The organism is Paenibacillus sp. Soil522, assembly GCF_001428245.1.
GTDB lineage: Bacteria > Bacillota > Bacilli > Paenibacillales > Paenibacillaceae > Pristimantibacillus.
On record NZ_LMRV01000088.1, the window covers coordinates 20,707 to 41,877 of the forward strand.

At 47.3% G+C, this 21,171-nt stretch carries 19 protein-coding genes and 2 riboswitches; of the genes, 6 read left to right on the forward strand and 13 right to left on the reverse strand.

Translation table 11 applies throughout. The features are described 5' to 3' along the window. Nucleotides 1–132: 132 nt before the first annotated feature. Entirely contained in the window at nucleotides 133–978 is an 846-nt protein-coding gene (locus tag ASG81_RS25515) for a DMT family transporter (protein ID WP_056641157.1), read from the forward strand. Nucleotides 979–1,053: 75 nt separating this feature from the next. Next, on the forward strand, nucleotides 1,054–1,362 hold the full coding sequence (locus ASG81_RS25520; RefSeq protein WP_056641160.1) for a winged helix-turn-helix transcriptional regulator: 309 nt from the start codon (nucleotides 1,054–1,056) through the stop codon (nucleotides 1,360–1,362). A gap of 182 nt (nucleotides 1,363–1,544) precedes the next feature. On the opposite strand, the gene sdhB is transcribed toward ASG81_RS25520, so the two are convergent. The 3 genes from sdhB to ASG81_RS25535 are packed head-to-tail and all read right to left on the reverse strand — an operon-like array spanning nucleotide 1,545 to nucleotide 4,765. Next, the gene (gene sdhB / locus ASG81_RS25525; protein ID WP_056641163.1) at nucleotides 1,545–2,309 is read right to left on the reverse strand and encodes a succinate dehydrogenase iron-sulfur subunit; all 765 of its coding nucleotides are present in this window, start codon (nucleotides 2,307–2,309) and stop codon (nucleotides 1,545–1,547) included. A gap of 2 nt (nucleotides 2,310–2,311) precedes the next feature. Continuing rightward, nucleotides 2,312–4,069, reverse strand: a complete 1,758-nt coding sequence (gene sdhA / locus ASG81_RS25530) for a succinate dehydrogenase flavoprotein subunit (RefSeq protein WP_056641166.1) — start codon at nucleotides 4,067–4,069, stop codon at nucleotides 2,312–2,314. A gap of 24 nt (nucleotides 4,070–4,093) precedes the next feature. Then, nucleotides 4,094–4,765: a succinate dehydrogenase cytochrome b558 subunit gene (locus ASG81_RS25535; RefSeq protein ID WP_056641168.1), complete on the reverse strand. Its 672-nt coding sequence runs from the start codon at nucleotides 4,763–4,765 to the stop codon at nucleotides 4,094–4,096. Between the two features lie 300 nt (nucleotides 4,766–5,065). Between ASG81_RS25535 and ASG81_RS25540 the strand changes: the two genes are divergently transcribed. After that, nucleotides 5,066–5,974, forward strand: coding sequence for a LysR family transcriptional regulator (locus ASG81_RS25540; RefSeq protein WP_056641171.1), 909 nt, complete (start codon nucleotides 5,066–5,068; stop codon nucleotides 5,972–5,974). Nucleotides 5,975–6,112: 138 nt separating this feature from the next. Here the strand turns inward: ASG81_RS25540 and ASG81_RS25545 are convergent, their stop codons facing one another. The 3 genes from ASG81_RS25545 to ASG81_RS25555 form a co-directional block, all read right to left on the reverse strand. Beyond that, entirely contained in the window at nucleotides 6,113–7,393 is a 1,281-nt protein-coding gene (locus tag ASG81_RS25545) for a sodium:proton antiporter (RefSeq protein ID WP_056641176.1), read from the reverse strand. Nucleotides 7,394–7,460: 67 nt separating this feature from the next. Further along, nucleotides 7,461–8,819, reverse strand: coding sequence for a TrkH family potassium uptake protein (locus tag ASG81_RS25550; protein ID WP_056641178.1), 1,359 nt, complete (start codon nucleotides 8,817–8,819; stop codon nucleotides 7,461–7,463). A 60-nt stretch (nucleotides 8,820–8,879) separates the two neighbouring features. After that, a riboswitch (cyclic di-AMP (ydaO/yuaA leader) is annotated at nucleotides 8,880–9,011 on the reverse strand. A 28-nt stretch (nucleotides 9,012–9,039) separates the two neighbouring features. Further along, nucleotides 9,040–9,702 (reverse strand): potassium channel family protein, encoded by a 663-nt coding sequence (locus ASG81_RS25555; protein ID WP_056641701.1) that lies wholly within the window; start codon nucleotides 9,700–9,702, stop codon nucleotides 9,040–9,042. A gap of 137 nt (nucleotides 9,703–9,839) precedes the next feature. Further along, a riboswitch (cyclic di-AMP (ydaO/yuaA leader) is annotated at nucleotides 9,840–10,042 on the reverse strand. A gap of 245 nt (nucleotides 10,043–10,287) precedes the next feature. On the opposite strand from ASG81_RS25555, the gene ASG81_RS25560 reads away from it, so the two are divergent. After that, nucleotides 10,288–11,916 (forward strand): CPBP family intramembrane glutamic endopeptidase, encoded by a 1,629-nt coding sequence (locus ASG81_RS25560; protein ID WP_056641181.1) that lies wholly within the window; start codon nucleotides 10,288–10,290, stop codon nucleotides 11,914–11,916. Here ASG81_RS25560 and uvrC read toward each other — a convergent pair. Next, nucleotides 11,882–13,780 carry an excinuclease ABC subunit UvrC gene (gene uvrC / locus ASG81_RS25565; protein ID WP_056641184.1) on the reverse strand — a complete coding sequence of 633 codons (1,899 nt, stop codon included), beginning with the start codon at nucleotides 13,778–13,780 and terminating at the stop codon, nucleotides 11,882–11,884. The two genes, ASG81_RS25560 and uvrC, sit on opposite strands and share 35 nt — an antisense overlap. A gap of 179 nt (nucleotides 13,781–13,959) precedes the next feature. Here uvrC and ASG81_RS31440 point away from each other — a divergent pair, with 179 nt between their 5' ends. After that, nucleotides 13,960–14,106, forward strand: a complete 147-nt coding sequence (locus ASG81_RS31440; RefSeq protein ID WP_155971946.1) for a YqzM family protein — start codon at nucleotides 13,960–13,962, stop codon at nucleotides 14,104–14,106. A gap of 55 nt (nucleotides 14,107–14,161) precedes the next feature. Here the strand turns inward: ASG81_RS31440 and ASG81_RS25570 are convergent, their stop codons facing one another. The 5 genes from ASG81_RS25570 to ASG81_RS25590 all read right to left on the reverse strand — a co-directional run bounded on the left by ASG81_RS25570 (nucleotide 14,162) and on the right by ASG81_RS25590 (nucleotide 18,364). Continuing rightward, the gene (locus tag ASG81_RS25570) at nucleotides 14,162–14,383 is read right to left on the reverse strand and encodes a YezD family protein (protein WP_056641187.1); all 222 of its coding nucleotides are present in this window, start codon (nucleotides 14,381–14,383) and stop codon (nucleotides 14,162–14,164) included. 25 nt (nucleotides 14,384–14,408) lie between these two features. Continuing rightward, entirely contained in the window at nucleotides 14,409–15,293 is an 885-nt protein-coding gene (cysW, locus tag ASG81_RS25575) for a sulfate ABC transporter permease subunit CysW (protein ID WP_056641191.1), read from the reverse strand. Nucleotides 15,294–15,313: 20 nt separating this feature from the next. After that, entirely contained in the window at nucleotides 15,314–16,147 is an 834-nt protein-coding gene (gene cysT, locus ASG81_RS25580) for a sulfate ABC transporter permease subunit CysT (RefSeq protein WP_056641194.1), read from the reverse strand. Nucleotides 16,148–16,181: 34 nt separating this feature from the next. Then, complete coding sequence (locus ASG81_RS25585) at nucleotides 16,182–17,297, reverse strand: sulfate ABC transporter substrate-binding protein (RefSeq protein WP_056641702.1); 1,116 nt, start codon at nucleotides 17,295–17,297, stop codon at nucleotides 16,182–16,184. A gap of 467 nt (nucleotides 17,298–17,764) precedes the next feature. Further along, the gene (locus ASG81_RS25590; RefSeq protein ID WP_327205192.1) at nucleotides 17,765–18,364 is read right to left on the reverse strand and encodes a class I SAM-dependent methyltransferase; all 600 of its coding nucleotides are present in this window, start codon (nucleotides 18,362–18,364) and stop codon (nucleotides 17,765–17,767) included. Nucleotides 18,365–18,535: 171 nt separating this feature from the next. Between ASG81_RS25590 and ASG81_RS25595 the strand changes: the two genes are divergently transcribed. Beyond that, on the forward strand, nucleotides 18,536–20,122 hold the full coding sequence (locus ASG81_RS25595) for an alkaline phosphatase family protein (protein WP_056641201.1): 1,587 nt from the start codon (nucleotides 18,536–18,538) through the stop codon (nucleotides 20,120–20,122). Nucleotides 20,123–20,200: 78 nt separating this feature from the next. Here ASG81_RS25595 and dnaI read toward each other — a convergent pair whose 3' ends face one another. Further along, the gene (gene dnaI / locus ASG81_RS25600; protein WP_056641204.1) at nucleotides 20,201–21,157 is read right to left on the reverse strand and encodes a primosomal protein DnaI; all 957 of its coding nucleotides are present in this window, start codon (nucleotides 21,155–21,157) and stop codon (nucleotides 20,201–20,203) included. Between the last annotated feature and the right edge of the window lie 14 nt (nucleotides 21,158–21,171).

A 21,171-nucleotide genomic window follows, 5' to 3' on the forward strand; every position in this document is an offset into this window, starting at 1 on the left:
GGGGACCTGCACGCTGCAGGTCCCAAAAGTTATATTAAAAGGGGGTCTTGTTTATTATATTAGCCCAATAATGTAATAAGACGATAACAGAACTATTTCATTTGTGTAACAAATTTGAGGGGTTGAACATCCATGTGGCTCATTACGGCCATCAGCAGTGCAATCTTATTTGGACTAGCAGGCTGGTGGATGAAAGTATCACAAATGCGCGGCGGCTCGACCAGAACGCTGCTGCTCGGATTATACGCATCCGGAACGCTCGGTTTTGGCGTGCATTCAGCGCTGGAAGGAACTTTCGCTTTGCTAGCTGATCCGGATATATGGATTGCCGGTATCCTTATCGGAGCAGGCTCCGCTTGGGGAAACGCCCTATTTATGAAGGCATTGCATTACGGCCCCGCCAGCTTAACCTCCCCGCTTACGAATATGAATATCATCCTGGTTGTCGCATTAGCGACATGGTGGTACAAGGAACCGCTCAGTGCCTCTGAGGCGGTAGGCATTACGCTGCTGCTTCTCGCCGTTGTATTTATTGCCCACAAACGGAAGGAACCGCTCACGATCAAGGAAAAACGTTGGTTCATACTCGTCGGAGTAGCTATCGTTATGTTCGCTCTGCGAAATGGCGGCTTGAAGGTGACGGGGGAGCTTGGACTGCCTAGCGCCCCGATTCTGTTCATTGCTTATTTCCTCTCGCTCTGCTGGTTTCTTATTCCTTCCAAAGCAACCGTTTCCCGTTCTGCAGGGCGTACCGGACTATGGTTCGGCATGATTGCCGGGCTGTTCTCATACGGCGGATTACAGCTATATGCGATGGCACTTGCGACGGGACAAGCGAATCTGGCCGCACCCATCTTTGCGACAAACAGCCTCGTTGTAGCGGGAGGCGCGATTGCGATTTATAAAGAAAAGCTTACGTTCGTGCAGTGGGCGGCCTTTGCATTTACCATTCTTGGATTAATCATTATCCGGTTATAAGGAAGAGGCTGAAATGAACTTACTTTTAGTTTGTACATATGCTACAATGGTAATACAAAAAGCGGGGTGATACGGTTGGATTATTCGACAATGTGCCCAAAGTATGAAGCCGCTGCCGACATATTAGGTAAGAAGTGGACTGGCAGAATTATTCGGGTATTGCTTGGCGGACCAAAACGGTTCAAAGAGATTAAAGAGCAAATTCCCGAGATGAGCGACAAAATGCTAACGGACCGAATGAAAGAGCTTGAAACCATAACGATTATTAAACGTCAAGTTTATCCTGAAATGCCCGTACGAATTGAGTACGAGCTAACTTGCAAAGGGCGCGAGCTTGAACCTGTTATCGAGTCCATTCAAAAATGGGGAGAACAATGGATGTAAGACAAGAAACCGCTGAGGCGGTTTTTTTATTTTTAGCTTAAAGCAAATTTAATCCTGCTAAATATCCTCACTCTCCGTAATTGACAAAGGATTCCCAATCCACTATCATTGATAATAATAATCAATATCACATTAAAAAGAAACCCCCGATTTAATCGAGGGCTTCCGATATTCCGGCAGCTCTACATGCCGAGCCATTTTTTGAACAAGTGCTTCGTTGTATCCTTGTTGATCGCCGCGATCGAGGTTGTAAGCGGAATGCCCTTCGGACATGCGCGAACACAGTTTTGCGAGTTACCGCAGCCTTCGATGCCGCCGTCGGTCATAAGCGCATCCAGACGTTCCTCTTTGTTCATCTCACCTGTCGGATGTGCGTTAAACAGGCGAACCTGAGAAATCGCTGCAGGACCGATAAAGCTGTTGCGATCGTTAACGTTAGGACATGCTTCAAGGCAAACGCCGCATGTCATACATTTGGATAGCTCGTACGCCCATTGGCGCTTCGTTTCCGCCATGCGTGGTCCGGGACCCAGATCATACGTTCCATCAATCGGAATCCATGCCTTCACACGCTTCAACGCGCCAAACATGCGCTCGCGGTTAATGACTAGGTCACGGACAACCGGGAACGTGCTCATCGGCTCAAGACGAATCGGCTGCTCCAGCTTATCGACTAGCGCGCTGCACGCTTGACGCGGCTTCCCGTTAATGACCATCGAACATGCGCCGCATACTTCTTCCAAGCAGTTGGAATCCCAGCATACCGGTGCAGTGCTCGCGCCATCCGCCTTTTTCGGATTACGTTGAATTTCCATCAAACCGCTAATGACGTTCATATTCGCGCGGTAAGGAATTTCGAACTCTTCCGTATAAGGCTTGGAGTCAGGAGTATCTTGACGTGTGATGATAAACTTAACTGATTTTGTAGCAACAGTCGTTTCAGCCATCATTATTCTCCTTTCTTCTTATCGCTCGAGTAATCGCGTTTACGAGGCTTGATCAGACTTACATCAATGTCCTCATACGAAATTTGCGGACCTTCCTTCGTCCATTTCGCAATTGTCGATTTCATGAAATGGTCGTCATCGCGATCCGGGAAATCCGGTTTGTAGTGAGCGCCGCGGCTCTCGTTACGGAGCAATCCGCCAAGCGTCATCGCTTCGGACAGCTCAAGCATGTTCCAAAGCTGACGGGTGAAGGCAACGCCTGCGTTGTTCCATTGTGCCGAATCGTTGATATTGATGTTTTTATAACGCTGTTTGAGCTCTTTGATCTTGTGAATCGTTTGCTCCAGCTTATCGTTAAAGCGTACAACGGTCATGTTGTTGGTCATCCATTCGCCAAGCTCTTTGTGAATGACATACGCATTCTCATTGCCGTTCATATTAATGATGCTGTTGTACTTATCGGTTTGACGCTTGTTATCACGGTCGAATACGGAGGAAGCTACATCTTCAGCCGATTTTTTCAAGCCTTTGATATATTCCACAGCCTTCGGACCGGCAACCATACCTCCGTAAATAGCGGAGAGCAAGGAGTTCGCGCCAAGACGGTTCGCACCATGGTATTGATACTCGCACTCACCGGCTGCGAACAGACCAGGAATGTTCGTCATTTGATTGTAATCGACCCACATGCCGCCCATTGAATAGTGAACCGCAGGGAAAATTTTCATCGGAATTTTGCGAGGGTCGTCACCCATGAACTTCTCATAAATTTCAATGATACCGCCGAGCTTAACGTCAAGCTCTTTCGGATCTTTGTGGGACAGATCAAGGTAAACCATGTTTTCTTGATTAATACCAAGCTTCTGATCGACGCACACGCTAAATATTTCACGCGTAGCGATGTCGCGAGGCACGAGATTTCCGTAAGCCGGATATTTTTCCTCCAGGAAGTACCAAGGCTTGCCGTCTTTGTACGTCCAGATACGTCCGCCTTCACCACGAGCCGATTCGGACATCAAGCGGAGCTTGTCGTCGCCGGGAATCGCAGTAGGGTGAATTTGAATGAACTCGCCGTTTGCATAGTTGACGCCCTGCTGATACACCGCGCTGGCAGCTGTACCTGTATTGATAACGGAGTTCGTTGTTTTACCGAAAATAATGCCGGGACCGCCTGATGCAAGAATAACCGCATCCGCGCGAACCGTGTGTACTTCCATCGTACGCAAATCCTGCGCCGATACACCGCGGCAAATGCCGTCATCGTCAACAACAGCGCCAAGGAATTCCCAGTGCTCGTATTTGTTGACTAGACCCGCTGCTTCCCAGCGGCGTACTTGCTCGTCTAGTGCATATAGAAGCTGCTGACCTGTCGTTGCACCCGCGAATGCTGTGCGGGAATGTTTCGTGCCGCCAAAACGGCGGAAGTCAAGCAAGCCCTCTGACGTACGGCTGAACATAACGCCCATCCGGTCCATGAGGTGAATAATGCCTGGTGCGGCGTCGCACATTGCTTTAACCGGCGGCTGATTCGCGAGGAAATCTCCGCCGTATACGGTATCGTCGAAATGCTCCCACGGAGAATCGCCTTCCCCTTTTGTATTAACAGCGCCGTTAATGCCGCCCTGTGCGCAAACCGAGTGGGAACGTTTGACCGGTACAAGCGAGAACAGATCAACGTGTACGCCTGCTTCAGCCGCTTTAATAGTAGCCATCAAGCCGGCCAAACCGCCGCCAACGATGATAATTTTATTTTTAGCCATAACGCTTCGCTCCTTGTCTACAAACTAACCGATATTCGTAAGTGCCAATGCGGCACTCGCAGCTTCCTTAAATTCATCGCCGCTAAACGCGATAAGCGATAGAATAAACAACGCTGAAACGATAACAAAAACGCCCATACAAATGTAGGAAGAGATACGCTGAGCTTTCGGGCCGACCGTAATGCCCCAGCTGATCAGAAACGCCCAAAGACCGTTACTGAAATGGAATACAGCTGCAAGTACGCCGATAACGTAAAGCACGAACATTGCAGGGCTGCTTGCGATTTGATTCATCGTGGAACCCAGCTCTTCATGCGTTATGATGCCGAGGTAAACCTGAATCCGAGTCTGAAACACGTGCCAGAAAACGAATACAAAAGTAATCACCCCTGTAATCCGCTGTGCGGTAAACGCCCAGTTCCGTCCATACTTAAAGCGTCCCGTATTCGTGTTCGATTGGTATGCAACGTATAAACCGTAAATACCATGAAACAATAGCGGGAGATAAATGCCGAAAATCTCGAGCAGCGGCAGCACTGGCAAGCTGTTGATCAGATGTACGCCTTTGTTGAAGCCTTCAGGTCCGCGTTCAAACGCCTGATAGTTGGTCAGACCGTGTACGACGATAAAACCGCCGAGCGGAATGATCCCGAGAAGCGAGTGAAGCTTGCGCGAGAAATACGAGTTTCCTTTCATGTCATTCCTTCTCCTTTCAATACTGTGAGTGCTAGCATGCTTTTTTTTAAAATATAAGAATGTATCTATCGATTATACATTGCTTATATTTCAGCGCAAAAACAAAGCTGCGCTGCCTTAGGCAGTTGTCAGCTATTTACGCATGGCAAATCATTCTACATTGTACCCCCAGCATGTACCTCCGTCAACAAAAGTCGACACACATTAGCCACACTTCACATCCTACTCCTTTTCAGCTTATAATGGAATTGCTTATTTTTTATAATTTCTTATAACAAAATGATATAAGGAGTTCCTTTCATGAATGAAGAGATGCATGTCTTTACCGTTATCGTCGAACAGTCAAGCATGAATAAGGCATCCGTGCTGCTCAATCTGTCCCAGCCTGCACTCTCTCGTAAAATAGCTAAGCTGGAGCAAGAAATAGGCTCCCCCTTATTTCGCCGGATTGGCAAACGGCTTGAGCTCACCCGGATCGGACAGCTGACGTACGAATATGCCCTTGAGCTGCGCCGGCTTCATCGCAAATATTTGCAAACCGTCTCCGAGTTTACGTCAACCGGCCATACGACGCTGACGATAGGCGCGAGTCTAACAACGCTGCAGACGACATTGCCCGACCTAATCCAACGGCTTACGACTACCCACCCGGAATTCGACATCAAAGCGATTACCGGCAAGACGCATGAAATCGTGTCGCTCGTCCGCGACCATAAAGCGGATATCGGAATTGTAGCCTCCAGCATCGAGGATTCGACTGTTAGGTGCATTCCATTATTCGAGGACCATCTATCATTGGTACTGCCCCGTAATCAAGTGATTACCGATAAAGGAACGCTCGGCATTCAAGACTTGACCGGCATGCCTATGATCTTATTTTCTAAAGGCACCTGGTACCGGCTGCTCACCGACGAGCTCTTCGACAAGTACCATCTGCAGCCGGATGTCCGCATGGAGATCGATTCATTCGAAGCGATTTTGCGCTTGCTTCATACTTGCAGAGCCGCGACGCTGCTCCCCCAATCCTATATGCGCAATCAGCTGCTTGAAGACAACGAGCTCGCCGTCGTTCAGATTCGCGAGCTGGAGGAAACGAAACGGACAACCTCCCTCATCCATGCTGATTCAGCAGCTCTTAGCCCTTCGGTTCGCTTGTGGATCAATGAGCTGGCAGCACGTTTTCCAAGCAAAAAGGACAGCAGCCTCTAAAGATGCCGCTGTCCTTCAGCATTTCCAATATTACGCTTCCGAATCCATTCCTCATTTTGCGGGAGCTAAATATTCCCTCATAACCGCTGTAAACCAATGTCTCAACCCGGACGGCAATCCTTTTTTATAACATGAAATCTAAAGCAAATAGCGTAGGTAAACGTAAATACTCGCTAGAATCACGGATAGCAGCATGAGAAGAAACCCGTATTTAAAAAACTGGAAAAACCTGATGGGATAACCTTCTTTTTCAGCTAAACCGGCTACGATTAGATTCGCGCTCGCCCCGATTAGGGTACCGTTTCCTCCCAAGCAGGCTCCTAAGGATAGGCTCCACCATAATGGTTCCAGGTCAACAACGCCCAAATTACCCATTTCTTGAATCATCGGGATCATGGCAGCGACAAAAGGTATATTGTCAATGAAGGCGGAAGCAATAGCGCTCAACCATATAATCAACATGGATGTGGCAACCAGATCACCACCTGTCCATTGCAAGGCTTGTTCAGCTATCTTTGATATAACCCCAGTCTCTGCAAGTCCCGAGACTGCCACAAACAGGCCTATGAAGAAAAATATGGTGGTCCACTCAACCTTAGATATCGCCTTCTCCATAGAATGCTCACCGGTCAGAAGTAGGAGCAGAAACGCTCCGGTTAATGCGACCGTTGCGGATTCTAAATTCAGCATTTGATGAAGAAAGAAGCCCAGAATCGTGAGTCCGATTATGAAGAGGCTCTTTGTAAGCAACTTGCGATCTGTGATGATCTCTTTTTCGTTAAATTGCATGATGCTCTGTTTTAATTCCGGAGTTGTCCGGAGGTGATTGCGGAACAGCAGAACAAATATCGGAATATGTACAATCAGTATGATGATCACAATAGGTGCAAGGTTGTTGATGAACGCCATGAACGTCAGTTCCTTGACCGCGCTCCCGATCATGATATTCGGCGGGTCGCCAATTAACGTAGCTGTGCCGCCGATATTGGATGCCAAGATTTGTGAAAAGAGAAACGGAAACGGATTTACCTTCAATTGCCTTGTTATACTGAAGGTTACAGGAACCATAAGCAGAACCGTCGTAACATTATCAAGAAAAGCCGAGGCAAATGCCGTGATCAGAAATAGCGAAATAAGGATGCGAATAGGATCGCCTTTCGCTTTCTTAGCAGAGTATACGGCAATATACTTAAAGACCCCTGTTTCAGCCGTGACATTCACGATGATCATCATACCGATCAGAAGTCCGAGCGTATTGAAGTCGATGTGGTGAACGGCTGTTTCTTGGTCGACAATTCCGAGTGTGACCATCAATACGCCGCCAATCATGGCTACAATGGTCCGATGTATTTTTTCCGCTATGATGAAGCCATATATTAACAGAAATATGCCGATTGCCATTATGGCTTGTTGTTCCATACATAATTCCTCCTACGCCGGTTAATTGATTGCCTCTTCGAATTGTTACTCCTTGTCCGAATGTGGATTAGCCAATTGTAATCTTGCCTTCCGGATGACGGTACAATTCCTTTTCAGCCTTGGGTCTCAGAGAATACGCCAGCGTAACCGGACCCAGCCTGCCGGCAAACATCATTAATATAATCATGATCCTCCCAATTTCCGACAATTGCGGCGTGAGCCCCATGGATAAGCCCACTGTGCCAAAAGCGGAGGTCACCTCGAACAGAATCATCAGGAAATTCCGGTCCTCCGTAGTCGTCAGAACCATGGTCGTAAAAAGGACCAGAAACAAAGCAATCAATGTCAGTGTAATCGCTTTGAATATCCGATCCTGCGCCAAACGGTAGCGGAAGAGTACGATATCGTGCTTACCCCGGATCATGGCGATCACGGAGCCGATTAGGATCGTGAAAGTAGTAGTCTTAATGCCGCCTCCAGTCGACCCCGGGGAAGCTCCGATAAACATCAGGATGATAATGAAAAATTGAGTCGCTTGACGCAAGCCAGCGATGTCCAAGGTATTCGCGCCCGCAGTTCTTGGTGTAACCGATTGAAATAATGCTCCCCATATTTTCCCTGTCCAATCCAGCGAGCCGAGTGTCTTCTCGTTCGTAAACTCAAAGATAAAGATGACGATGGCTCCGAATACGATAAGAAATCCGGACATGCTTAATACCACTTTAGAGTGAAGCGACAAACTCCGTCTCGTGCGGAATCCCAGCATATCGGAAATGACGATAAACCCGATACCCCCGAATATGATTAGAAACATCGATGTTAAATTGATGATCGGATCGTCTACGTAACTCATGATGGAAGTGAATTTGCCAGAGTACAATCCGAATAGGTCAAAGCCCGCATTGTTAAAAAATGATATGGCGTGAAAAGTGCCGAAATAAAACGCTTGGCGGAACGGCATATCGAATGACCAACGAATGGTAAACACAATCATTCCGATTAATTGGATTGCAAGAGCGTATGCGAGTACTTTTTTGATCAACCGCACGATACCTTCGATAGAGCTCTGGTTCATAGCCTCCTGAAGAATCAGTCGTTCCTTTAATGTAATCCGTTTCTTGATCGCCAAAGCAACCAGCGTTGCCATGGTCATAAAGCCTAATCCGCCCATTTGAATCAGCATCAGAATAACGATTTGCCCGAATAGGCTATAATGTGTCCCCGTATCCACTACCACCAGCCCTGTTACGCACACAGCAGAGGTCGCCGTAAACAACGCATCAAGAAACGGAGTACCGAGCCCCGTCCGGGTGGAGAATGGCAAGGAAAGCAGAATTCCGCCAAATAGAATGATGATGGCGAAGCCCGATACCAAAATTTGAGGGGGTGTCAACTTCATTTCGAAAGGTTTTTTCATCATGTTCATACAAAATCTCTCCTTATTTGGACAAAAAAAGATATTGGATAACCAATATCTGAACAGTTGATATCCCGCAGGTAAAGCCTGCCAGATTATCTGACTGATTCGCGTAATGCCCCAAATTCATACGGTTCTACGATATTAACCCCATAATATATGGTTCCCTGTTTTTTTGGAGAAATTCGGCTTTTATTCAAATACACTCTCATTCAAGTCGAATGAAATCCTAGCGTATAACTGTTGCCTCAAAATCCTCGATTTGCTCGTTCGTTCCAATGATAACCATGACATCCCGCTCAGCGAGCACATCCGTTGCCGTAGGCGCTATAATAATGCCGCCCGGCTTGTTAATCGCTACGATGCTGCAGCCGAATCTGGCGCGTGGATTAAGGTCATTCAGAGATTTTCCATTCAAACACAGCGGAACAGCAAGCTCCGCTATGGTATATTCTTTTGACAGCTCAATATAATCGAGCAGGTTAGGCGATACGAGCTGATGCGCTACCCGAATGCCCATGTCCCGCTCCGGATAAACAACACGGTCGACTCCGATTTTTTCAAGGACACGACCATGCAATTCACTCATCGCTTTCGCCACTACTTGCTTGACGCCTAAATCTTTAAGCAAAATCGTCGTTAAAATACTGGACTGAATATCGTCACCGATTGCTACAACGCCACAGTCAAAGTTGCGAACGCCCAGCGAGCGCAATGTCTCCTCATCTGTACAATCGGCAGACACGGTATAAGTCAGCACGCTGCTCATTTCCTGAACCGCTTCCTCGTCCTTATCAATACCGAGCACCTCATGACCAAGCTCAACGAGCTCCCGGCCCAAACTCGAACCAAATCTTCCAAGACCTACAATGACAAACTGCTTCTTTTTCATTCCCACTTACCTAATCCCCTATCCAAACTTAAATTTGCAATTCTTTTTCTGTACGAGGCCGAGGCGTGTCTTATAACATCTCAGCCCGTTTTTATGCATAAAAAAAAGCACTGGATACTCAAATGCTCTGTGCGATGAGTCCTGTTCCAGTACGCCTACGAGGTTAGCTGACGGATTCGGGCCTGGACAGGCAGCCCTATTCGGCGGCTGGAGAAGATGCTCCAACGCTAAAATTCACCCCATGCCGCCAAATGCGAACCTCCTGCTTACAGCAGGTTCATCGATATTGACAGCTTTATGGTTCCCCCGTTTTCCATAGGAAATTCGGCTGTTCTATTCAATTTGTATGCCGTTTACGATTATAATCCCAAAACAGTCTCGATATAAAGCTGACTTTTACGACAAAAAGGACGATATTAGTCCAAATATAGGCAATGGGACAAAGCAGCAAGCAGCAAGCTTGCCAGACATCGTTATTTCGCAGTTTTTTGAAAACAGCCGTGCTTTACCATTGGATAATTCAGGGATTTGTATGGTAATGTAATGAAATAAGCTACTCACTAAAAAGACAGTAGAGGTGAACCAATGATCGATTCTATCAGGCCTAATGAATGGAAACGTTTTATATGGGCGGCGGTTGCTTGCTTCATTATTTATGCAGCCGTTGACGTCTGGCCCATGATTGCTTCCATTGCATCCGGTGAATTAAACACAAAGGTTATTGAAAAGTCGGCTGCAGAGAACCGCGCTGCTGCTTTCGCTGAGAAACAAACCGGCCTGAAGGTGAAATCGGCTAAAGCCGTGCATCAAACCGATAAAATGCTTAATGGTTATTTATCCAAAAATAAGCTGGTCAAAATATACGCTGAAAAATATGATCCGAGCTTCCCGACGGATACGTTTCAGGTTGATTTGAAATTTGCCGGCGGCGGCAGCGGCTTTGTTTATGTACATATGCAGAGTGAAAAGATCGTGGCGTGGAACCTGCTAATTGACGGCGAGCCGCTGCCTGACGCCGTTAAGACGGAGGCTGTGATCTCTTTCCTGTCGGCACAAAGCTTCAGCGGGCTTGATTTTCGGGGAAGCACGCTGCTGCCTAACGGTGACTGGCATGGCGAGCCGCCTTCCGCTACTATTATGAAAGCTCAGCTTAAGATCGATGTTCATGCGCTAAACATGGATGGCCGCACCGTTATTACCAAATACAAGCCTGCGTTCGCAGCGCCGGATGACTACATCCGCTATGTAAAGAAGCAGGATACAATAGCTGGCTTTCTAACCGGCTTCGGTTATTTTTTCATGAGCATAGTGCTATTCGTGTTGGCGATTATTTACGCGGTGCTGTACCGGAGATTCACTTCCTTTAAATTTGGAATCATTCTCACCGTCGTATTTTTAATTACCTATATCATCATGAACCTTAACATGCTGGATGGTATACGTGCTCAGCTAGGCGAAAATGAAATGGCCGGCCAAGCCGCAATGATTACAGCCATCGTTACGGTTCTTTTGACCATCCCGATGGCCGGGTCCATCTATATTTCGCTGATCGCGGGAGACGGCCTCTGGAAGGCGCAGGGCCGTGCATTATGGCCGCGCTTCGGGCAAAAGGGCTATGGTGATCATGTTTGGCGCAGCGTTGGCCTCGCCTATTTATTCGCGATCATCCTGTTCGCGCTGCAATCCGTCATCTTTATCGGCTTGCGGCTAACGATCGGAACATGGGATACGACGGATGCCACCCAATCTCCTTATAATATGGGTGTTCTATGGCTGATGCCGGTGCTTGCTTGGGCTGCCGCTATTTCCGAGGAAGCCGTATTCCGCTTTTTCGGTATCGGTTTATTCCGCAGATGGTTCAAAAATACGTTTGCCGCAGCGCTGCTCCCGACCTTCTTCTGGGCGCTCGGCCACGTCATGTACCCGTTTTATCCGTCCTCGACGAGATTGATTGAGCTCATGATTATCGGGCTTGTATTCAGCTTTATTTTCGTCAGATACGGCTTCATTACTTCTATGTTTACCCATGCGATCTTCAACAGCGCAGCCGTAGGCTTATCCTTGTTGACGATCGGATCGGCGCCAAATATTATTTCTGCGATCTTCTTCACGGTGCTGCCGGTGCCGATTGCCTTTGCCATCAAATATTTAAGCCGCAAAAAAGAGAAGAAGCCGCCCGTTACGACGACTCCTCCTCACTTAGAGCAGCTATAATTTGCGAAGCTAATTTATCTCCAATCGATAGAGGCCGGAAGTCTTCGACTGAGGCCTCTTTTATTTTTTTGATGGAGCCAAAATGTTTGAGCAGAAGCTTGCGGCGCTTCTCTCCGATGCCTGGAATCGAGTCGAGCTTCGATTCGACCATGGACTTGCCGCGCTGCTCGCGGTGGAACGTAATGGCAAACCGATGCACCTCATCCTGGATGCGCTGCAGCAAATAAAACTCCTGACTGTCGCGCGGCAGAGGTACGATCTCAGCAGGGTCTCCGGTCATGAGCTGCGCCGTCTTATGCTTCGCATCCTTCACAAGGCCGCATACGGGAATGTACAAGCCAAGCTCATTCTCAAGCACATCGAGCGCCGCCGATATTTGCCCCTTGCCGCCATCGACAACGATCAGGTCGGGAGCTGCCAGCTCCTCCTTCAATACACGCTCGTACCGCCGCCGTATGACCTCGCGCATCGTTTCGTAATCATCCGGTCCTTGCACGGTTTTCACCTTGTACTTGCGGTATTCCTTACGGTCTGGCTTACCGTCAGTAAAGACGACCATGGCCGAGACCGGATTCGTTCCTTGAATGTTAGAGTTATCGAAGGCTTCGATTCGGTGTACTTCCTCAAGGCCAAGCCAGCCGGCGAGCGACTCGGACGCCTTGACGCTCCGCTCCTCGTCTCTTTCGATTAGCCTGAATTTCTCATCAAGCATTACCTTCGCGTTGTCGGCAGCCATCGTTACGATCTCGCTCTTACGTCCGCGCTGCGGCATAAGCACCTTAACCTTCAGCCAGCTGTGAAGTGAAGCTATGACATCGTCAGCACGCGAAGCAGCGGTCTCTTCCGCCGCCTCTCCCTGAACCTCCTCATGCTGCTGCTCGGGAGGCAGCGGAAGCAAAATTTGCTTCGGCAGCGCCGGATTGTCACTGTAGTACTGCGTCACGAACGTCATAAAATCATCGTATACTTCCCCGTAATAAGGGAAGGTCGTGCCATGTCGTTCGATAAGCTTGCCTTGGCGCATGTACAGTATTTGCACGCACATCCAGCCCTTATCTACCGCAAAACCGAAAATATCGCGGTCAAGCGCATCCGACATCGTAATCTTCTGCTTCTCCATGACCGCATCGATGGCGATAAGCTGATCCCGAAGCTCCTTCGCCCGTTCAAATTCGAGCTTCTCGGCAGCTTCCTCCATCTTGCGCTGCAGCTCATTCTTCACTACATCTTGACCGCCGTTAAGAAAACGCGATATTTCTTGAATCATCCGGTCGTACTCTGTTTGCTGCACATCAAATTCACATGGCGCAATACATTGTCCGAGATGATAGTACAAGCACACCTTATCCGGCAGCGTCTTGCACTTCCGCAGCGGATAAAGCCGGTCAAGCAGCTTCTTCGTCTGCTGAGCCGCGTATGCATTCGGATATGGACCGAAGTATTTGCCTTTATCCTTAATGATCCGTCTAGTGACCTCAAGCTTCGGATGCTTTTCGTTCGTTATTTTAATATAAGGAAAGGTTTTATCATCCTTGAGCAGTACGTTATATCTAGGATGGTATTGTTTAATCAAATTGCATTCCAGGATAAGAGCTTCCATATTGCTCGAGGTTACAATAAATTCAAAATCCCGAATTTCCGATACAAGCCGCTGGGTCTTCCCGTTGTGGCTGCCGTTAAAATAGGAACGCACCCGATTTTTGAGCACCTTCGCTTTACCTACATAAATAATGGCGCCTTCGCTGTTTTTCATAAGGTAACAGCCTGATTGATCGGGGAGCAAAGCTAGTTTGTTCCGTATCGTCTCTTTTGCCTCCGCAAGCTGCTGCTCCGCCTGCTTCCGATCCGTATGCTGATGATCCATGCTCTCGCCTCCGACTGCCTAATGATTCTGTACACATTTTAGCATAAATAGAATGTATTTCGCCTTACAATTGTCACCGGTATTTGCTTTACAACTGTTTGGCAGTTTGGGTATACTAATATAAGTTGAATAAACCGATACTACATAGCAATCGGTCTTTTTCAAGGAGGACGCAGGCGATGGAAAACGTAAGAGACCCGCGCGAGCATTTTAACGAAGAGCCTCGCGATGACTTGATGGATGTTGTGTTCGGCTTTGGCGGTATGCTCGGTTTTATGACCGTCATTTTCGCTGCAGCTGTAATCGTAAAATTCATCATTTCATAAAAAAAAGGAGCAGACTGCTGCTCCTTTTTTTGTTGGCCAAAAACGGCAGCCGCTATTATTGAACGATGCGAAGCGCGTCGCTTAATGGCTTGCTCTCCCGCAGCTTCGACTCGGACGGTCTTTGAGAGGGCCCATCATAACGCGTTCTTTCCGTCCGGTCGATTTGCACGATTCTGCCGTCATGAACGGTAATCGTCACAGACCCGTAATTAAGCCCACTTACTTGATCAGCGATTCGCTCCAGCCACTGTTGATCCACTTCTAACGGTTTTGCCATTCGAAACCCCTCCATTAAAATTGATTTACTCGGTTTTTTCGGCCGGCTTTTGCTGAGCAGACTTCCATTCCACGATGCTTTTCACAAATAAGGTTATGACTGCAAGCATCACGAGTAAGGATGCAACCGCAAACGATGCCGAAAATTGATACTCATTGTACAAAATTTCAATATGCAGCGGTAATGTATTCGTTTCACCGCGAATATGGCCGGAAACGACGGATACTGCGCCGAACTCACCCATTGCGCGGGCATTGCATAAAATGACGCCGTATAAAAGTCCCCATTTGATGTTAGGCAGCGTTACCCTCCAAAAAATTTGCCAGCCTTTAGCTCCAAGACTAGCGGCCGCTTCCTCCTCTTGAACGCCCTGTGCCTGCATGAGCGGAATTAGCTCACGGGCTACAAAGGGAACAGTAACGAATACGGTTGCAAGCACGATGCCTGGCACAGCGAACACAATTTGGATACCGCGCTCATCCAGCCACGGTCCGAGAAAGCCTTGCGTGCCGAACAGCAGCACGTAGATCATGCCGGAAATGACGGGCGATACGGCAAAAGGCAAATCGATTAGTGTGATCAGCATATTTTTTCCGCGAAAACGAAACTTGCTGATGGCCCACGCCGCCGATATGCCGAAGATCGTATTTACGGGAACCGCAATCAAGGCGACGATAAGCGTCAGCTTAAGTGCGGATAAGGCATCCGGCTCCGTTATAGAATCATAGTATACGCCTACGCCCTTCTTGAACGCTTCGACGAATACGGAAGCCAGCGGCAGCAAAACGATTAATCCGAGAAACAGCATGGCAATTCCGATGAGCAGCCCTTGAACGGGGCCCGATTCTATTATATGCCGCGGGCGCTTCGATACTTCTTGATCGGTATGGACGGTTATTGCGCCAGCCATGTGTGTGTGAGCCCCCTTTCTTAATCTGAAACTGTACGGCGGTTCATTCGCCACTGCAGTATGTTGATAACAAGCAGCATAAGAAAGGACACCACAAGCATAACGAGTGCAATCGCGGTAGCGCCGGCGTAATCGTACTGCTCCAGCTTCGTCATGATGAGCAGCGGGGTTATTTCCGTCCTAAGCGGCATATTGCCGGATATGAAGACAACCGAGCCATACTCGCCAATGCCTCTTGCAAATGCGAGCGCGAACCCTGTTAACAGCGCTGGCAATAGCTCCGGCAAAACGACCTTCCAAAACGTTCGCAAACGATATGCGCCAAGCATAACTGCCGCTTCTTCCGTCTCTTTCTCCATGTCCTGCAGTACCGGCTGCACCGTCCGAACGACAAACGGCAGACCAATGAATATAAGTGCGATTGTAATGCCAATCGGTGTGTAAGCGACCTTAACCCCTAACGGCTCCAGGATCGTGCCTATCCAGCCGTTCGGTGCATAGATTGCCGTTAACGCGATACCCGCTACCGCCGTTGGGAGAGCAAAAGGTAAATCGACTAAGCTATCCATAAATTTTTTGCCTGGAAACCGGTAGCGTACAAGCACCCAGGCGATTAACAAGCCGAACACCGCGTTAACAAGTCCCGCGAAAAAAGCTGTTAGGAAGCTGACACGGTAGGAGGCAACGACTCGCGCATTCGTAACCGTGCTCCAAAACTCGGACCAGCTGAGCTCTGCCGTTTTGAAAAAAACGGCAGCCAGCGGGATTAAAACAATGATACTCAAGTAGAACAACGTGAATCCTAGCGATAAACCAAATCCCGGCAAAACGTTACGGGCCTTGGAACCTCTCATGTGAAGTCAGCTCCAGTCTTGTTCGAATCGCGCATTATGAGCCTGGCGTATAAATTTTGTCGAAAATGCCGCCGTCAGCAAAATGTTTCGTTTGTGCTGCTTTCCAGCCGCCAAAATCTTTATCGATTGAAAGCAGCTCAAGCGGTTTGAACTGTTCCGAATACTTCGCTGCAACTGTTTCAGAAATCGGACGGTAGTAGTTTTTAGCGGCAATTTCTTGGCCTTCCTCTGTGTAGAGGTATTTCAGGTAAGCTTCAGCTACTTCACGAGTACCGTGCTCATCCACTACCTTGTCAACAACGGCTACCGGAGGCTCAGCCAATATACTCAAAGAAGGATATACGATTTCAAACTTGTCTGGTCCAAGCTCATTGATCGATAGAAAAGCCTCATTCTCCCAAGCCAGCAGTACATCGCCGATTCCGCGTTCTACGAATGTTGTCGTTGATCCGCGCGCACCGGAATCGAGTACAGGCACGCGCTTAAACAATTCAGCAACAAACTGCTGTGCTTTTGCTTCGTCGTTGCCGTTTTGTTTCAGTGCATAGCCCCATGCAGCAAGGTAGTTCCAACGAGCGCCGCCCGATGTTTTCGGGTTAGGTGTAATAACTTCAACCTTATCCTTGATGAGATCGTTCCAGTCTTTAATGCCCTTCGGATTTCCTTTGCGAACCAGGAATACGATTGTTGATGTGTACGGCGCGCTGTTGTGCTCGAATTTAGATTGCCAATCCGCATTAATCAAGCCTGGCTCTGCGACAGCGTCGATATCATAACCGAGCGCAAGCGTTACAACGTCTGCTTTCAAGCCGTCGATAACTGCTCGGGCTTGTTTACCTGAGCCGCCGTGTGATTGTTTGATCGTCACGTCCTGGTCCGTTTCAGCCTTCCAATGCTTCGAGAAGGCTTCGTTAAAATCTACATAAAGCTCACGAGTCGGATCATACGATACGTTTAGAAGCTCAACCGGCGGTTTTGGCTCCTCTTTGGCCGGCTCTTCCGCTTTCGCCGCGTTCGTTGCAGCAGCCTCATTAGCAGGTTTATTCGTTTCTTTGTTTGCTGCGTTGCTGCCTCCTTGACCGCAAGCGGCCAAAACAAGCACCAAAGCCAATAGGATAACAACTGAACGAACATGAGTAATTTTCTTCATCATTCCAAACACCCCTTTTTGAATATAACAGGCTTGCAGAAACACGTATTCGTTATTAATAAACGTAATCGGTGTTTCTCCTTGATAGGTGTTTACTCCGGTTCGTCCGGTCGGAAACCATTATTCCTACCTGTTTAGTTGGTTATGGGAGAATCTTACCAGTGAGCGCCGATTACTGTCAATACTTAATATTTTGGATGCGCTTTCATTCTTGGTCAAAGCGATGCACGAACTGCTTGATAAGTCCGTTCAATGTTGGAAGCTTTTGTCGGAATCCGGTGATCGACTTTTTTAATGAATCCATTCGTTCACTTCCGACATTCCGCCGATGACAATGCCTCCCCATGCCCGATCGGGATGAGTTAAGAGTATGATGCATCGAGTATCCGTCTATATCAGCAGTAGTCATTCTATCATCACACTCCATAATAATCATCCTTGATTTGACAGGGAGTTTGCACCTCCCTTTACAGTGATTTTGGTTTTACAGAAAAAAATAACTCCTGATACAAAAAACATTTTCGGAATCGTTTTATGACCTTACAATCATAGTTATGATCACTAAACAAGCGAATATATTCTTCTTCATTACGAATATACTCCCCGTTGTCATACCAATTCATAAACCAATTACATAACGTATTTTTCTTGCATAAACAGGGTTCCATAACGACAATGGTTCCGTTAGGCTTTAGAATTCTTTGAAATTCCTTCATGTAACTTGATATTTCATCCGAAGAAATATGATGCAACACAGCGATAATAAGGATGTAATCGACCGATTCATTATCAAATGGGAATCTCTTACTATCTAAGACCTGAAATGTATGGTCGGGATATAATCGCTTTGCATAATTAACTCGTTTGGCATCAGGGTCCATCCCAACATAATTTGACGGATGGAACATGGAGCAATTCGCCCCAGTACCGGAGCCAAAATCTAGTACGGTTTGGCCATCAAATTTAAAATGGGAATGTACATGGTCGTGAATATATTTTTTTGTAAACCATTTCGGACGTACAAACCAATGATAAAGCCTAGGCGCGAACGAAATATTAATGGGAATTCACCATCCTTCGAATTAAGCTACGAAAGATAATTTAACCTATAAGATTAAAAAAATTCATGCAAATAAAACCTGATTTTTACATAAAATTACCCTGAATGGGGTATGTTTATTTTCATCTTAAATGAATAAGAATAATTAGGATTTTGTTTTAATGAAGGGAGTAAACCTATGAAAATAAATGATAAAATTTCCATTTTTGTAGTGATAGGTTTAAGTTTGCTGATCATCGGTTGCAGGGCGGACTCCAGTCAACAGCTAAATGAACAAAACGTCAAGTCCCATTCCGCTGCAAATCAAAATGCCAAACCTGTCATATTTATCTTGATTGATTCTTTAATGGACAAGCCTTTGCACGATGCGATTCAAGAAGGCCGTGCACCCGCAATGCAGTATCTCCTTAAAAACGGGCAATACTTCCCGCAGGTTGTGAGTTCGTTTCCCACGATGTCCGTGACGATCGATAGCACATTATTAACGGGGACGTATGCAGACCGCCATCATGTGCCCGGACTTGTTTGGTACAGCGGCAAAGAGAATCGTATGATTTTCTACGGAAATGGTGCCAAAGAAGCGTTGAAGATAGATCAAATGCAAGTATTTATGGATGCTATTTATCAGTTAAACCAAGTTCAATTGAACAAAAAAACGAAAACGATTCATGAAGAGTTGGCCGAAAAAGGAAAAGAATCAGCGTCAATCAATGCTATTGTTTTTAGAGGAAAAACGGAACATATCCTAAATGTGCCCCGCTTCATGACGTACAGCAAACGTTTTCCAGAACAATTGAAAATAACAGGACCTAAATGGTTTTCCTACGCGGCTTTTGCACAACTGGATCTGAAGAATAGCTGGAATACTCTTATGTGGAAAAAATACGGGATGAATGACGAGTTTTCCGCACAAGACACTGCTTTTCTGATTAATCAAAAAAAACTTCCAAATGTAACCATCACATACTTTCCTGAGAATGATAATTTGGTGCATAGAAAGGGCACGGCTCAGTTGGATGGAATTAAAAAAGCGGATCAAGCTCTGCAAGTCGTGCTTAACGCATTCGGTTCGTGGGAGCAGGCTGTTAAAAATGCTACATGGATCGTCATGGGCGACAGTGCGCAAAGCGCTGTTTACGATGATCGGCAGGCAGCCACTATTGAGATAAGGCCGCTTTTGAACCGTTACCGCATAGCAAAATTAAATCAAGCTGTAAGAACCGAAGACCAAATTGTGATTTCCACTAATGAACGGATGGCTTATGTCTATGCGGTCGATGCTAATGTGCAGTTAGCCGACGTCGTGAAGCTTTTGCAAAATGAGGACAAGCTCGACATCATCGCAATGAAAGATGATAAAAATGTTCGTGTTACTGCGGGGAAAAACGGTAACATGTTTTCTTATCGTCCCGGTGGAAACTACATCGATGAATATGGTCAATCTTGGTCATTATCGGGTGAACCGGGCCTAGTAGATATTACGCTAAATAATAATCGGATCAAGTATGGAATGTATCCTGACGTTTTGGCGAGGTTATTCGGGGCAATGCATTCTCATGAAGGAAGATACATTGTCATCACGGTCAAACCCGGATATGAACTCGTCGGAGAAAGTTCCCCTACCCACATCGGAGGGGGGGCTCATGGTTCACTGCATGAAAAAGATTCCCTTGTCCCATTAATTATTTCCGGAACGAATACACGGCCAAAAACACTGCGAATCGTTGATATCAAAGACTGGATTCTGCAATTGGTGAACGGATAAGTTTTAAACCCCTAAAACAAAAAAAACTTTGGCTGGCCGAGTCCTATTGCTGGATTCCGCTCACCAAAGCTTTGCACATTATTTCCGCCCGCGCTTGTTTTCACCTGTTACCATAACTACCTCAACATAAGGCCGTATGCGGTCCATAATCCGCTGCCCCTTGTGAAGCTCGTCGCCGTCCTTGCTCGTGAAGCTGAAGTGCCGCTCCAGCGCCTCCAGCTCGTAATTGGACGTATAAAACGTTGGCTTGCGCTGCATACGATAATTCAAGATCGCGCCAAGCACATGGTCGCGAACCCATGGATTCAAATTTTCCGCGCCCATATCATCAAAGATGAGCAGGTCGGTTTCCTTCATCATCTCGACCGTTTCCTTCAGCTTGCCTGGCTCATGCATCAGCGACTTTAAGTCCTCGACAAAGTCAGGCATGTAGACGATAACGCCGGAGTATCCGGCCTTCGCAAGCTCATGGAGCAGGTAGCACATGAGGAACGTCTTGCCCGTTCCGAAACGTCCCGCCAAATACAAGCCTTCCTCCTGCAAACCATGCTCCCTCGTACGGTCGATATATCGAAGCACTTGACCAACCGCTTTCGCCCGTTCCAAATCATTTGTTAAAATTTCATCGGATGAATAGCCGCGCTGCAGCGCCTTCTCGTCAATGTAAAAGCTCCGGACGCGGCTGCGAATCTGCTCCTCGGTCTTGCGGGCAATGAATTTCTTGCACGCCACCTTGCGGTCATACAGCTGTGTAACCCCGTTCATCGTATCAGAGCTAAGCAGCGTGTAGTGGCCTTCAAAATCATTCGGACATTTATCTAATCCCGGACAATTGCTGCAATTACGATATTCGGTTACATATTGATAAACACGGTTCAGATTAAGACGGATTGTTTGCACATCCAAATCGGGATATTTCATTCGCAGCTTCTCGACTTGCGGTTCTGCGAGCAGCTCGGTCAGCTTATGCTCCGCCTGCTCCGTGAGAGCCTGACCTGTCGGCCACGCCTTTAGCAATTCGCCCATTGACTCCATCATCTGCTCACCCC

Bases quoted from the DNA above. Each gene is read 5' to 3' on its own strand.
- ASG81_RS25585 (WP_056641702.1), bottom strand. From the start codon at position 17,297: ATGAAGAAAATTACTCATGTTCGTTCAGTTGTTATCCTATTGGCTTTG.
- ASG81_RS25515 (WP_056641157.1), top strand. From the start codon at position 133: ATGTGGCTCATTACGGCCATCAGCAGTGCAATCTTATTTGGACTAGCA.
- ASG81_RS25570 (WP_056641187.1), bottom strand. From the start codon at position 14,383: ATGGCAAAACCGTTAGAAGTGGATCAACAGTGGCTGGAGCGAATCGCT.
- ASG81_RS25545 (WP_056641176.1), bottom strand. From the start codon at position 7,393: ATGGAACAACAAGCCATAATGGCAATCGGCATATTTCTGTTAATATAT.
- ASG81_RS25540 (WP_056641171.1), top strand. From the start codon at position 5,066: ATGAATGAAGAGATGCATGTCTTTACCGTTATCGTCGAACAGTCAAGC.
- ASG81_RS25550 (WP_056641178.1), bottom strand. From the start codon at position 8,819: ATGAACATGATGAAAAAACCTTTCGAAATGAAGTTGACACCCCCTCAA.
- dnaI (WP_056641204.1), bottom strand. From the start codon at position 21,157: ATGGAGTCAATGGGCGAATTGCTAAAGGCGTGGCCGACAGGTCAGGCT.
- ASG81_RS25595 (WP_056641201.1), top strand. From the start codon at position 18,536: ATGAAAATAAATGATAAAATTTCCATTTTTGTAGTGATAGGTTTAAGT.
- uvrC (WP_056641184.1), bottom strand. From the start codon at position 13,780: ATGGATCATCAGCATACGGATCGGAAGCAGGCGGAGCAGCAGCTTGCG.
- ASG81_RS31440 (WP_155971946.1), top strand. From the start codon at position 13,960: ATGGAAAACGTAAGAGACCCGCGCGAGCATTTTAACGAAGAGCCTCGC.
- cysW (WP_056641191.1), bottom strand. From the start codon at position 15,293: ATGGCTGGCGCAATAACCGTCCATACCGATCAAGAAGTATCGAAGCGC.
- ASG81_RS25555 (WP_056641701.1), bottom strand. From the start codon at position 9,702: ATGAAAAAGAAGCAGTTTGTCATTGTAGGTCTTGGAAGATTTGGTTCG.
- sdhB (WP_056641163.1), bottom strand. From the start codon at position 2,309: ATGGCTGAAACGACTGTTGCTACAAAATCAGTTAAGTTTATCATCACA.
- ASG81_RS25535 (WP_056641168.1), bottom strand. From the start codon at position 4,765: ATGAAAGGAAACTCGTATTTCTCGCGCAAGCTTCACTCGCTTCTCGGG.
- ASG81_RS25560 (WP_056641181.1), top strand. From the start codon at position 10,288: ATGATCGATTCTATCAGGCCTAATGAATGGAAACGTTTTATATGGGCG.
- sdhA (WP_056641166.1), bottom strand. From the start codon at position 4,069: ATGGCTAAAAATAAAATTATCATCGTTGGCGGCGGTTTGGCCGGCTTG.
- cysT (WP_056641194.1), bottom strand. From the start codon at position 16,147: ATGAGAGGTTCCAAGGCCCGTAACGTTTTGCCGGGATTTGGTTTATCG.